The organism is Streptomyces achromogenes (genome assembly GCF_030816715.1).
Classification (GTDB): domain Bacteria; phylum Actinomycetota; class Actinomycetes; order Streptomycetales; family Streptomycetaceae; genus Streptomyces; species Streptomyces achromogenes_A.
On record NZ_JAUSYH010000001.1, the window covers coordinates 3467476 to 3480623 of the forward strand.

The 13148-nt window shown below is 72.1% G+C and carries 11 protein-coding genes; 1 reads left to right on the forward strand and 10 read right to left on the reverse strand.

The window, feature by feature from the left end:
- Window positions 1–73: 73 nt before the first annotated feature.
- The 3 genes from QF032_RS15575 to QF032_RS15585 form a co-directional block, all read right to left on the reverse strand.
- Complete coding sequence (locus tag QF032_RS15575) at window positions 74–1693, reverse strand: beta-N-acetylhexosaminidase (protein WP_307060271.1); 1620 nt, start codon at window positions 1691–1693, stop codon at window positions 74–76.
- 247 nt (window positions 1694–1940) lie between these two features.
- Window positions 1941–2240 carry a DUF3039 domain-containing protein gene (locus tag QF032_RS15580; RefSeq protein WP_069773379.1) on the reverse strand — a complete coding sequence of 100 codons (300 nt, stop codon included), beginning with the start codon at window positions 2238–2240 and terminating at the stop codon, window positions 1941–1943.
- Between the two features lie 42 nt (window positions 2241–2282).
- The gene (locus tag QF032_RS15585; protein WP_307043364.1) at window positions 2283–2855 is read right to left on the reverse strand and encodes a YqgE/AlgH family protein; all 573 of its coding nucleotides are present in this window, start codon (window positions 2853–2855) and stop codon (window positions 2283–2285) included.
- A 344-nt stretch (window positions 2856–3199) separates the two neighbouring features.
- Between QF032_RS15585 and murA the strand changes: the two genes are divergently transcribed.
- The gene (murA, locus tag QF032_RS15590; protein ID WP_306951990.1) at window positions 3200–4546 is read left to right on the forward strand and encodes a UDP-N-acetylglucosamine 1-carboxyvinyltransferase; all 1347 of its coding nucleotides are present in this window, start codon (window positions 3200–3202) and stop codon (window positions 4544–4546) included.
- Window positions 4547–4662: 116 nt separating this feature from the next.
- Here murA and QF032_RS15595 read toward each other — a convergent pair whose 3' ends face one another.
- From QF032_RS15595 to QF032_RS15625, 7 genes are all read right to left on the reverse strand, one after another.
- Complete coding sequence (locus tag QF032_RS15595) at window positions 4663–4944, reverse strand: HU family DNA-binding protein (RefSeq protein ID WP_007382399.1); 282 nt, start codon at window positions 4942–4944, stop codon at window positions 4663–4665.
- A 311-nt stretch (window positions 4945–5255) separates the two neighbouring features.
- Window positions 5256–6674, reverse strand: a complete 1419-nt coding sequence (locus QF032_RS15600) for an NAD-dependent malic enzyme (RefSeq protein WP_306951988.1) — start codon at window positions 6672–6674, stop codon at window positions 5256–5258.
- Window positions 6675–7004: 330 nt separating this feature from the next.
- On the reverse strand, window positions 7005–9419 hold the full coding sequence (locus QF032_RS15605) for a HelD family protein (protein WP_307043366.1): 2415 nt from the start codon (window positions 9417–9419) through the stop codon (window positions 7005–7007).
- A 69-nt stretch (window positions 9420–9488) separates the two neighbouring features.
- Window positions 9489–10271 (reverse strand): anti-sigma factor family protein, encoded by a 783-nt coding sequence (locus QF032_RS15610; RefSeq protein ID WP_307043368.1) that lies wholly within the window; start codon window positions 10269–10271, stop codon window positions 9489–9491.
- A 50-nt stretch (window positions 10272–10321) separates the two neighbouring features.
- Window positions 10322–10843 carry a sigma-70 family RNA polymerase sigma factor gene (locus tag QF032_RS15615; RefSeq protein WP_010039908.1) on the reverse strand — a complete coding sequence of 174 codons (522 nt, stop codon included), beginning with the start codon at window positions 10841–10843 and terminating at the stop codon, window positions 10322–10324.
- A gap of 383 nt (window positions 10844–11226) precedes the next feature.
- Window positions 11227–11823, reverse strand: coding sequence for a CGNR zinc finger domain-containing protein (locus QF032_RS15620; protein WP_307043369.1), 597 nt, complete (start codon window positions 11821–11823; stop codon window positions 11227–11229).
- Window positions 11824–11948: 125 nt separating this feature from the next.
- Complete coding sequence (locus QF032_RS15625; protein ID WP_307056253.1) at window positions 11949–13124, reverse strand: uroporphyrinogen-III synthase; 1176 nt, start codon at window positions 13122–13124, stop codon at window positions 11949–11951.
- Between the last annotated feature and the right edge of the window lie 24 nt (window positions 13125–13148).

The following is a 13148-nucleotide window of genomic DNA, read 5'->3' on the forward strand; positions in this document are numbered from 1 at the left end:
ACACGGCATCACCGGTGCGCGCGAATTGCCTCTCTTCGGTGACCCTGCCGGGGTTTCGGTGTGACGCCCCGGATCACCGGTTCGGGGGCCGTCCCTCGAGGGGCCGCCCGAGGACGCCGGGGCGCCGCTGCCACGGCCGGGGTCCGCCCGGCGGGCGGTAGCCCACGCCCAGGGCGTCGAGCCGCGCGTAGTGGGCCCGCATCCGTCGCTCGAAGCCGGCGAAGTCCCGCTCCCGCGGGGCGGGCAGATCGCTCCAGGCGACCTCGGCGAAGGCCGCGAGCCGGGGGAAGGCCTGGTAGTCCACGCGCGCGTGGTCCTCCATCGCCTCGGTCCACAGGTTGGCCTGCGTGCCGAGCACGTGCCGCGCCTGTGCCGGCGTCAACTCCGTGGGAACGGGATCGAACCGATAGACGTCCTCCAGGGTGCGGACGTAGCCGATCGGCACGGGCTCGTCCGCGCCGGCCGCCTGCCGGTGGTCGAAGTACACCTGCTGCTCCGGGCACATCACCACGTCGTGCCCGGCCCGCGCGGCGGCGATCCCGCCCGCGTATCCGCGCCAGGAGGACACGGCCGCCCCGTCCGCGAGCCCGCCCTCCAGGATCTCGTCCCAGCCGATGAGCCGCCGCCCGCGCGTGGCGAGCCAGGTGTCGAAGTGGCGGACGAACCAGGACTGCAGCTGGTCCTCGTCCGCGAGGCCGAGTTCGGCGATGCGGGCCTGCGCGGCCGGTGAGAGCCGCCACTGCTCCTTGGGGCATTCGTCACCCCCGACGTGGACGAACTCCGAGGGGAACAGTTCCAGCACCTCCTCGAAGACCCCCTCGTAGAAGCGCAGGGTGTGGTCGGTGGGGGCGAGGACGTTCGGGTTGACGCCCCAGGTGTCCCAGACGGCGAGGGCGGTGGTGTCGACGACGTCGGTGTTGCCGAGTTCGGGGTACGCGGCGATCGCGGCCTGCGAGTGGCCGGGCACGTCGATCTCGGGGACGACGGTGATGTGCCGCTGCGCCGCGTACGCGACGATCTCCCGAATGTCGTCCTGGGTGTAGAAGCCGCCGTGCGGCTTGTCCTCCCACAGCGGCGAGGCGCGATGGCCGATCTTCGTGCGGGCCCGCCAGGAGCCGACCTCGGTGAGCCGGGGGTGCCGGCGGATCTCGATCCGCCAGCCCTGGTCGTCCGTCAGATGGAAGTGGAAGACGTTGAGTTTGTGCGCCGCCATCAGGTCCAGGCAGCGCAGGACGCCGTCCTTGGGCATGAAGTGCCGGGCGACGTCGAGCATGAGGCCGCGCCAGCGGAACCGGGGGGCGTCCGCGATGGTCTGGTGCGCGACGCCGTACCTGGTCCCGGGCCGGACGGGGGCGCGCCGGAAGGCTTCCGGACCGAGGAGCTGCCGGAGCGTCTGGGCGCCCCAGAAGACGCCGGCGGGGCCCCCGCCGCGGATCTCGACGCCCCGGTTCGCGACGACGCTCAGCCGGTACGCCTCGGGCTCCAGCGTGTCGTCCAGGCACAGCCGTACGCCGCCGGGCGCGTCCCGCGGTCCTGGCCGCAGGGTCAGGCCGAGCGCCGCGCCGAGCGTGGCGCGCAGCCAGCGTTCGGTGGTCTCCGTGCCGGGGGCCGCCCACAGGGTGGTGTCGTCGTCGAACAGGACACCGCAGCGCATGGGGCCCTCGACGGTGCGGGGCGCGGGGACGAGATCCATCGCAGACGTCACGTCAGTCCAGTCCAGTCCGTTCAGGGGCTCCGGAACCGTTCTCGCACCGCTTCGCACGACACGCCGGAGGCTCACGACACACCGGAGGCTAGGGCCGGGAGATCACCCCGACAAGAGGTCTGGACCAATCTGGGACGTCCCGGGACGCCGGGCGCACCCCGTGCGGCACCGCACACGCCGAAAGCCCCCGGGGCGCGCCGAAACGCGCCCTCAGGGGCTCTGGAAGCTCCGCGGGCTACTTCTTGTCGCCGCCCTTGCCCTTGTCGTCCCCGCCGCCCGCCATGGACTCGAAGATCTCCTTGCACATGGGGCACACCGGATACTTCTTCGGGTCGCGACCCGGCACCCAGACCTTGCCGCACAGCGCCACGACGGGCGTCCCGTCGAGGGCGCTCGCCATGATCTTGTCCTTCTGGACGTAGTGGGCGAAGCGCTCGTGGTCCCCGTCGCCGTGCGACACCTGCGGCGTCGGCTCCACGAGGGTCCCCGTCCCCGTGCCTCGCTGGGGCTGGGTCTCAGGCTCAAGAGTGCTCATGGCGCCAAGCGTACTGAAGCCGGGCCGGGATGCTCACGCGCATCAGTTCAGCGAGGCGTCGTCCGGATAGGTCGCGACCATCGCGAGGTCGCTGCGTTGGCGGCGCAGCACCTCGCGCCAGAGCCGCTCGGGGGACGGCGAGGAGACGTCGCCGGGCTCGGACTCCACGACGTACCAGGCGCCCTCCACGAGCTCGTCCTCCAGCTGGCCGGGCCCCCAGCCCGCGTACCCGGCGAAGATCCGCAGGGAGCCGAGCGCCGCGGCGAGGAGTTCCGGCGGGGCCTCCAGGTCGACGAGGCCGATCGCGCCGTGCACCCTGCGCCAGCCGAGCGGGGCGCCGTCGACGGCCGCGCCGCCCGGGATGACGGCGATCCCGAGGGCCGAGTCGAGGGACACCGGCCCGCCCTGGAAGACGACTCCGGGTTCGCCCGCGAGCTCCGCCCAGTCCTCCAGGATGTCGCTGACGCCCACCGGGGTGGGCCGGTTGAGGACGACGCCGAGTGAGCCCTCCTCGTCGTGGTCGAGGAGGAGCACCACCGCACGGTCGAAGTTCGGGTCCGCCAGGGCGGGCGTGGCCACGAGCAGCCGCCCTGTGAGCGAGGACACCTCGGTCATGCCAGACATGATCCCGCATCTTCCCGCGGAGTGGGGAGGCAACGCGGGGGGCGAGAGCGCGCGCGGCGGAACGAGGAGGTGCGGGCCGGTGGGACGTCGGCCGAGGGGCGGCGGGGAGCCGGACCGGCGCACGGACGCGGACCGGGCGCACGCGCCGCACGGACGGGCGACGGTGACCTTGTGTGCCCGCCGGGGAACCGTACGTGTTGTGACACAGCCATGACGATCCTGAGGCGTCCTCGGGCTTACGGCGCAGGGGCCGACGGCGATTACTCTGTTTCATCTGGCCCTGCCCCCACCCCAACGGCCCTGCCCTGATCCACCATCCATGGAACGCGAGACACATGACCGTCAACGGCTCTGACGACGTACTGCTTGTCCACGGCGGCACCCCGCTCGAGGGCGAGATCCGGGTCCGCGGTGCGAAGAACCTCGTACCCAAGGCCATGGTCGCCGCCCTGCTGGGCAGTGAGCCGAGCCGGCTGCGCAACGTTCCGGACATCCGTGACGTGCGGGTCGTGCGCGGTCTGCTGCAACTGCACGGGGTGACGGTCCGTCCGGGCGAGGAGCCGGGCGAGCTGGTGCTCGACCCGACCTACGTCGAGAGCGCCAACGTCGCCGACATCGACGCCCACGCGGGCTCCAGCCGCATCCCGATCCTCCTCTGCGGTCCGCTGCTGCACCGTCTCGGCCACGCCTTCATTCCCGGCCTCGGCGGGTGCGACATCGGCGGGCGGCCCATCGACTTCCACTTCGAGGTGCTGCGGCAGTTCGGCGCGACGATCGAGAAGCGCGAGGACGGGCAGTACCTGGAGGCGCCGCGGCGGCTGCGCGGCACGAAGATCCGGCTGCCGTACCCGTCGGTCGGCGCGACCGAGCAGGTTCTGCTGACGGCCGTCCTGGCGGAGGGCGTCACCGAGCTCTCGAACGCGGCCGTGGAGCCGGAGATCGAGGACCTCATCTGCGTGCTGCAGAAGATGGGCGCCATCATCGCGATGGACACCGACCGCACCATCCGCGTCACCGGCGTCGACAAGCTCGGCGGCTACAACCACGCCGCCCTGTCGGACCGTCTGGAGGCCGCGTCCTGGGCGTCGGCGGCGCTGGCGACCGAGGGCAACATCTACGTCCGCGGGGCCCAGCAGCGCTCGATGATGACGTTCCTGAACACCTACCGCAAGGTCGGCGGCGCCTTCGAGATCGACGACGAGGGCATCCGCTTCTGGCACCCCGGCGGCAACCTGAAGTCCATCGCCCTCGAGACGGACGTGCACCCCGGCTTCCAGACCGACTGGCAGCAGCCGCTGGTCGTCGCCCTCACCCAGGCCACCGGCCTGTCGATCGTCCACGAGACGGTCTACGAGTCCCGGCTGGGCTTCACCTCGGCGCTCAACCAGATGGGCGCCCACATCCAGCTCTACCGCGAGTGCCTCGGCGGCTCCGACTGCCGCTTCGGGCAGCGCAACTTCCTGCACTCCGCGGTCGTGTCGGGCCCCACGAAGCTCCAGGGCGCCGATCTGGTCATCCCCGACCTGCGCGGCGGCTTCTCGTACCTGATCGCCGCCCTCGCGGCCCAGGGCACCTCCCGCGTGCACGGCATCGACCTCATCAACCGCGGCTACGAGAACTTCATGGAGAAGCTGATGGAGCTCGGCGCGAAGGTGGAACTGCCGGGCAAGGCACTCGGCTAGGTCACAGCGCCGGCCCGCGCGCCGTCCGGGTACGACGATGGGGCGGCTCCCCCGGGGGAGCCGCCCCATTCGCGTTGCTGAGCCTCGTACGCAGATCCCGTCGCGTACGCGAAGGCCTACTTGCCCTTGGCGGCTTCCTTGAGCTTGCTGCCCGCGGACACCTTGACGCTGTAGCCGGCCGGGATCTGGATCGGGTCACCGGTCTGCGGGTTGCGCGCCGTGCGAGCGGCACGGTGGGTGCGCTCGAAGGTCAGGAAGCCGGGGATGGTGACCTTCTCGTCGCCCTTGGCGACGATCTCGCCGACGGTCTCGGCGAACGCGGCCAGAACGGCGTCGGCGTCCTTACGGGTCACCTCGGCGCGGTCGGCCAGCGCGGCCACCAGCTCACTGCGGTTCATGTTCTTACTCCCGTGTTCTTCTTGCCGTTGAGGCGTGCCACGCGGCAGAGCCGCCTGTGGGGCACAGCGAAGTCGTTGTGCTCGCGCCCAGGGACGCATCCTGCCCCTACCTGCGGCGGGAAAGCCAATCCGGCACCCGCTCGGAGTCGTGAGACAACCCTTGGGAGTCACACGAGAGCGCTTGGCTCGGGCGCAACCCTAGAGGGCCGTCCACGGCGCGACGTTCCACGACGCGCCGATGCGGGGGCCGTCGTGGCGATCGTCACAGACCGCCCCGGCCCCCGCGTGCTGCACGACAGAGCCTACAAAGGCTACGAGGCCGACGCCCCGGCGGCCTTGGCGGCCTCGCGCACCGCGCCGGCCACCGCGCCCGCGACCTTGTCGTTGAAGACGCTCGGGATGATGTAGTTCGCGTTGAGCTCGTCCTCGCTCACGACGTCCGCGAGGGCCTTCGCGGCCGCGAGCATCATCTCCGTGTTGACGGTGCGGGACTGCGCGTCCAGCAGGCCGCGGAAGACGCCCGGGAAGACCAGCACGTTGTTGATCTGGTTGGGGAAGTCGGAGCGGCCGGTGGCCACGACCGACGCCGTCTGGCGGGCGACCGCCGGGTCGACCTCGGGGTCGGGGTTCGCGAGCGCGAACACGATGGAACCCTCGGCCATCGCGGCCACGTCGTCGCCGTCGAGGACGTTCGGGGCGGAGACGCCGATGAAGACGTCCGCGCCGCGCACGGCCTCCTTCAGCGTGCCCGTGAGGCCCTCGGGGTTGGTGTTGTCGGCGATCCAGCACAGCGCCGAGTCGGGGGCCGCGTCGACGAGGTCCGGGCGGCCCGCGTGGACCACGCCGTGGATGTCGGCGACGACCGCGTTCTTGACCCCGGCGGCGAGCAGCAGCTTGAGGATGGCCGTGCCGGCCGCGCCCGCGCCGGACATGACCACGCGCACGTCGCCGATGCCCTTGCCCACGACACGCAGGGCGTTGGTGAGGGAGGCGAGGACGACGATCGCGGTGCCGTGCTGGTCGTCGTGGAAGACGGGGATGTCGAGCGCCTCGCGCAGCCGGGCCTCGATCTCGAAGCAGCGGGGGGCGGAGATGTCCTCGAGGTTGATGCCCGCGAAGCCGGGGGCGATCGCCTTGACGATCTCGACGATGGCGTCGGTGTCCTGGGTGTCCAGGCACAGCGGCCAGGCGTCGATGCCGGCGAACCGCTTGAAGAGGGCCGCCTTGCCCTCCATGACGGGCAGCGCGGCCTTCGGGCCGATGTTGCCGAGGCCGAGCACGGCGGAACCGTCCGTCACGACCGCAACGGAGTTGCGCTTGATGGTGAGACGCCGGGCGTCCTCGGGGTTCTCGGCGATCGCCATGCAGACCCGGGCCACACCCGGCGTGTAGATCATCGAGAGGTCGTCACGGTTGCGGATGGGGTGCTTGGACGCCATCTCGATCTTGCCGCCGAGGTGCATCAGGAACGTACGGTCGGAGACCTTGCCGAGGGTGACGCCCTCGATGCCGCGCAGCTGCTCGACGATCTCGTCGGCGTGGGAGGTGGAGGTGGCGGCGATGGTGACGTCGATGCGGAGCTTCTCGTGGCCGGACGCCGTGACGTCGAGGCCGGTCACCGAGCCTCCGTGGGACTCGACGGCTCCGGTGAGCTGGGAGACCGCGGTGCCGCTGGCGGGCACCTCCAGCCGGACCGTCATCGAGTAGGAGACGCTGGGCGCCGTTGCCATGGCCGACTTCCTCTGCACTGCTGGGTCGCGGGATTGCGGTCCGATCGTCGCACCTACCGACGAGTACGGGAAAGCCGCCCCGAATTGCGATCGTTTTGTTCTCGAGGAACGGGCGGGCGCGGCCGTGCCCGGCGCAGGAAAGAGGCCCGCATCACAGGTGATGCGGGCCTCTCCCCTCGTTCATGACACCGACCCGCCATGCTCGCCTCGCGGCAAGTGGTCGCTCGTAGCGACGAAGGTTGGGCCCGGGGGCTTGGATCGAGCCGGTGTCACGACCAGGCTAACAAACGGATGCCCGAACGCCATTCCCGTGCGGGCAGTTCACCTCGATCAGTCCCGCAGAAGGTCCGGCACCCCGTGGGCGTCCGGCTCGTCCCGTTCCCCGGACACCACCGTGAGCTGCTGCGTCGCCCGGGTGAGGGCGACGTACAGCACCCGCAGGCCGGCCGGCGACTCGTCGGCGATCTCCGCCGGCGAGACGACGACCGTGGCGTCGTACTCCAGGCCCTTGGCCTCCAGGCTGCCGAGCGCCACCACGCGGTCCCCGAGACCGGCCAGCCAGCGTCTGGCCTCCTCACGGCGGTTCATGGCGACGACGACGCCGACGGTGCCGTCCACGCGCGCGAGGAGCCGTTCGGCCTCCGCGCGCACGGTCGGCGCCAGGGAGCCGCGGGCGGCCGTGAAGCGGGGCACGACACCCGTCGACCTGACCGCCGACGGGGACTCGGCGCCGGGCATGGCCAGGGCCAGCACCCTGGCGGCCAGTTCGGCGATCTCGGCCGGGTTGCGGTAGTTCACCGTCAGCTGGAAGCGGCGGCGGGGGCGGGTGCCGAGGGCCTCGTCGCGTGCCTCGGCGGCCTCGTCGGGGTCGGACCAGGAGGACTGGGCCGGGTCGCCGACGACCGTCCAGGTGGCGTGCCGGCCGCGGCGGCCGACCATGCGCCACTGCATCGGGGTGAGGTCCTGCGCCTCGTCGACGATGACGTGCGCGTACTCGGTGCGCTCCTGCGCGAGCCGCTCGGCGCGCTCGCGCTGGGTCTCCTCGCGTGTCGGCATCAGCTCCTCGAGGCCGGTGAGCTGGTCCAGCGGGTCGAGCTCGCGTCTCTTGCGGGGGCGGGCCGGGGCGCCGAGGACCGCCTGGAGCTCGTCGAGCATGGCGATGTCGTGCACGGAGAGCCCGTCCCGCTTGAGGGAGCGGGCGACCTTGCGGACCTCGCCGGGGTTGAGGATCCGGCGGGCCCAGCGGCCCAGCCGCCGTTCGTCGGCCATGGCCCGCAGGACGGCCTGCGGGGTGAGCTCGGGCCACCAGGCGTCGAGGAAGGCGATGAAGGCGTCCTCGGTGCTGACGTCCTCGTCGAAGGAGGAGCGCAGCTCGGCGGCGAGTTCCGGGTCGCTGTGCCGACCGGACGCGCCCGAGCGCTCCCACAGGGCGTCCAGCAGCAGCTTGCGGGCGCGGGGGCGCAGGAGGTTCACCGGGGCGGTGCCGCTGAGCGCGTTGTGCCGGATTCGCTGGAGGTCGGAGGCCTCCAGCTCCAGCCGGCGGCCGAACGCGACGACGCGCAGCCGACTGGGCGTCGTCGCGGGCGCGGGGGTCTCCTCCGGCTCGTCGGGCCCATCGAGCCCGTCGAAGCCGAGCTGTGTCGGCCGCGTCGCGCCGCGACCCCCGCCGTCGCCGTTCTCCAGGGCGCCGCGGGCGGCTTTGCGCAGCACCTTCAGCATCCTGTACGACCCCTTGGCCCGGGCCACCGCCGGGGAGTCGTACACGGTGGCCTCGGCGCCGTCGACGAGGGAGCCGATGGCGCGGATGGCGACCTGGCCCTCCTCGCCGAGGGACGGGAGCACGCCCTCGGTGTACGCCACCAGCAGGGGCGTGGGCGAGACGATCAGGATGCCGCCGGAGTACCGGCGCCGGTCCTGGTAGAGCAGATAGGCGGCGCGGTGCAGCGCGACGGCGGTCTTCCCGGTTCCCGGCCCGCCCTCGACGTACGTGACGGAGGCGGCGGGGGCGCGGATGACGAGGTCCTGCTCGGCCTGGATGGAGGCGACGATGTCGCGCATGGTGTGGCTGCGGGCCTGGCCGAGGGCGGCCATGAGGGCGCCGTCGCCGATGACGGGCAGTTCGCCGCCGTCCAGGGTCGCCCGCAGCTCGGGACGCATCAGGTCGTCCTCGACGCCGAGGACGCGCCGTCCCTTGGAGCGGATGACCCGGCGGCGCACGACGCGCCCCGGGTCGACGGGGGTGGAGCGGTAGAACGGGGCGGCCGCGGGCGCCCGCCAGTCGATGACCAGCGGCGCGTACTCGGAGTCGAGGACGCCGATCCGGCCGATGTGCAGCGTCTCGGCGATGTCGGCCGTGTTGTCGGGGCGGACGGCGCCCTCGGCGGGCTCGACGGCGGTGTAGGCGCCGTCCGGGCCCTTCTTGCCGTCCTTGCCGAGCAGCAGGTCGATCCGCCCGAAAAGGAAGTCCTCGAACTCGTTGTTGAGCCGGTTGAGGTGGACGCCGGCCCGGAAGACCTGGGCGTCCCGTTCGGCGAGAGCCCCGGGCGTGCCGACCTGGCCCCGCTGGGCCGCGTCGTTCATGAGGAACTCGGCCTCGTGGATCTTCTCCTCGAGGCGGCGGTACACCCGGTCGAGGTGTACCTGTTCGACGCTGATCTCTCGGTCCCGCACCGAATCCCCCACGGAATCCTGCGCGGCTTCGTCGACCGATCCGACCAAGGTCTCCTGCTGTGCCTGAGCGGCCACCGGGCCCCCTTCTGACGTGCTGGGCAGCCGTCAACCGTACGCGAAGGGGGCCCTCGAAGCCATGCGTGCCTACGCGTCGACCTGGACGAGCTTCTTGCCGTCGAAGGTCATGACCTCGAAGTGGTCGATCTCGTTGGTCTTGAAGGCCGCGCCGCCCGACACGTAGAGCGGGTTCTTGGCCTGTTCGGTCTTGGCGCCGGGGAGGCCGTAGCCCCAGTCGGGGACCGACCAGGAGGAGACCGTCTCGCGCTCGCCGTTCTTGCCGACGGCGATCAGCGAGCACTTCTCCGGACCCTTGACGTTCTTCAGCTCGACGCCGATCTCCGTGCCCCACGCCTTCTCGCCCATGGCGACGGTCGCGGAGACCTTGCTGGCGGAGTCGGTCGCGGAGACCCGCTGGGCGAGCGCGTCGAAGGCGTCCTTGGCGGAGTTCGCGGACTTGGTGGAGCCCGCCTGGACGCCCTTGCTCCCGCCGTCGCCGCCGGTCGCGGCCAGCACCGTGAGGGGACCGCCGATGATCAGCGCGGCCGCGGCCGCCACCAGGAAGAAGGAACGGCGGCGCTTGAGCGCGCGGCGCTCGGAGATCTCGTCGACCAGCCGCTCGGCGAGGCGCGGGCTGGGACGGGCGGACAGGGAGTCGCCGATCGCCGGGGTGCCGGAACCGGGCAGGTCCGCGAGCGCGGCCAGCATCGGCTCCATCCCGGCCAGCTCGTCGAGCTGCTGGGCGCACCATTCACAGCCGGCGAGATGCGCCTCGAAGGCGGTCGCCTCGGCGTCGTCGAGGATGCCGAGGGCGTAGGCGCCGACGGTCTCGTGTTCGCTCGGGCTCGGAGATCCCACAGATCCCTGCATGGGGCCAGACATACCCGGCCCACCTGCTCCGAACCCCCCGTAAATGCTCATCACGCCGTCACCCCCCGCTCCTCCAGAGCCAGCTTCATCGACCGCAGGGCGTAGAACACCCGTGAGCGCACGGTGCCGCTGGGTATGCCGAGCGTCTCGGCCGCCTCGTTGACGGTACGCCCCTTGAAGTACGTCTCGACGAGCACCTCCCGGTGGGCCGGGGTCAGGTCGTCGAGCGCGTCGGACAGCGTCATCAGCCACAGCGCCTTGTCGATCTCGTCCTCCGCAGGAATGACCTCCAGCGGCGACGGGTCGACCTCCTGCGGCCGGGCCTGCCGGCTGCGGTGGCCGTCGATGACGATGCGACGTGCGACCGTCACCAGCCAGGGGCGTACCGATCCGGTCGCCCGATTGAGCTGACCGGCGTTCTTCCAGGCACGGATGAGCGTCTCCTGCACGACGTCCTCGGCACGCTGCCGATCTCCGGCAACCAGGCGCAGGACATACGCAAGCAGGGGTCCGGCATGCTCCCGATACAGAGCACGCATCAGCTCCTCGTCAGGTTCCGAGGGCTGGGACATGCGATGTCGGGCCCTCGATCCACGTTCATTGGCCACGGCCGCATCTTTGCGCACGCCCACCTCCGGTGTCCGGGGGATCCCCCGTTCGGTCGCTCGACGACGGGTACGCAAGGGGGGTGTTGAGCGTTCAAACCGTGGGGACACTTTTCTTCCGGGTGTCATGACGAGGGGGACATGGCGGCACATTCCCACCGTCTTTTCTTTACAAATCCGCCACACCGACAAGATCGCGCCGCCTGCCCGTCGGCCGCCGCGGGTAAACGGTGTGTAATCGAAATCACTTCGACAACCGCCAGGCCGCGGCTCCACGAAAGCCGCATACCCGGCAGGGCAGTTGGCGGACGGTCACCCGGGGCGCGGCCGCACGGCCGCCCGACGGACCCTCAGGCGCGCGCGAGCGCGGCGCGCCTGCGGTGCCGTGCGACCCGTTCCCGGTTCCCGCAGACCTCGCTGGAGCACCAGCGCCGGCGACGCCCTCGGGAGGTGTCGACGTACACGATCGGGCAGTTGTCCCCCGCGCACTGCCGCAGCCCGGCCCGGGCGACCGGATCGGTGAGCAGTTCCACCGTGTCCAGGGCGACCGCGGCGAGCAGCGCGGCGCAGCCCGGCGGCCGGTCCAACTCGCGCACCAGCGCGCCGTCCGCGCCGCGCACGGCACGAGGGACGGGCGGCGCGACCCGGGCGGCGTCGTTGACCCGGGCCAGCGCGAGGTCGTGGGGAGCGGCGGCGGTATGCGCCAGCCACCCGTGCACCAACTGTCCTACATTGCGCCGCAGTTCCCTGAAGGCCGGCGGCCAGGAAGGGTCGGCGTGGTTCAGCGGGGTGCCCGGCGGGACGAGTCCGCAGCCGCGGATCCACGCGCACAACGGCGCGACACCGTCGAGATGTTCCTGGGGGTGACTGGTCGCCAGCAGGTCGAGACAACACCGCCCGGCGTCGAACCGCAGCTCGTGGAAGTCCGTGACCGTCCCCAGTGCCATGCGCCACCGCCTTGGGCGTTCTCCCGGAAGAACCCTTCCCCTCACAGTGCCAGCGCGGGAAGCCGATAACCAGCCCGTCCGGGGCACTGCCCGGGGCAGTTGCGGCCCCGGGGCGGGCAAACCGCTCAGGCGTCCGCGTACTTGGCGTCCGCGGCCGGATCGAGTGCCAGCCGGTACCCGCGCTTGACCACGGTCTGGATCAGTTTGGGTGCGCCGAGAGCCGTCCGCAGCCGGGCCATCGCCGTCTCGACGGCGTGCTCGTCCCGTCCCGCGCCGGGCAGCGCCCGCAGCAGATCGGACCGCGGCACCACCCACCCCGGCCGCCGCGACAGCGCCCGCAGCAGCGACATCCCGGCCGGCGGCACCGGCCGCAGCGCCCCGTCCACCAGCACCGCATGGCCCCGGATCTCCACCCGGTGACCGGCGAGCGGCAGCGCCCGGGCCCGCGTCGGCAGCTCCTGGCAGAGCAGCTGCACGAGTGGCCCGAGCCGGAACCGCTCCGGCTGGATGGTGTCCACGCCGCGCGCCTGCAGCGGCAGCGCGGTGACGGGGCCGACGCACGCCGGCAGCACGTCGTGGTGCAGGGCGGTGAGCAGCTCGGACAGCAGCCCGCGCTCCTCCGCCCGTGAGAACAGCGAGACGGCCGCGGGCGCGCTGGTGAAGGTGATCGCGTCCAGTCCGCGCGTGACGGCGGCGTCGATGAGCCGGTCGAGCGGCGAGATGTCCTCCGGCGGCATCCACCGGTAGACGGGCACCCCCACCACCTCGGCGCCCGCCGCCCGCAGCGACTCCACGAACCCGGGCAGCGGTTCGCCGTGCAGCTGGACGGCGACCCGGCGCCCCTCGACGCCCTCCTCCAGCAGCCGGTCGAGCACCTCGGCCATGGACTCGCTGGACGGCGACCACGCCTCCGTCAGCCCGGCGGCCCGCACGGCGCCCTTCACCTTGGGGCCGCGGGCGAGCAGCTCCACGCCGCCGAGCCGGGCGAGCAGCTGCTCGCCCAGTCCCCAGCCGTCGGCGGCCTCGACCCAGCCGCGGAAGCCGATGGCGGTGGTGGCGACCACGACGTCGGGGGCCTGGTCGATGAGCTCCTTGGTGGCGGAGAGCAGCTCGCCGTCGTCGGCGAGCGGCACGATCCGCAGGGCGGGCGCGTGCAGCACCACCGCCCCGCGCCGCTGGAGCAGCGCGCCGAGCTCCTCGGCCCGTCGCGCGGCCGTCACGCCCACGGTGAAGCCCGCGAGAGGCCCGTGTTCGACGGCGCCCCGATGGCCGGTGGCCGGTTGTTGCTGTTCCTGGTGCATAGCTCTCGTCCCGCAGTCACGTCG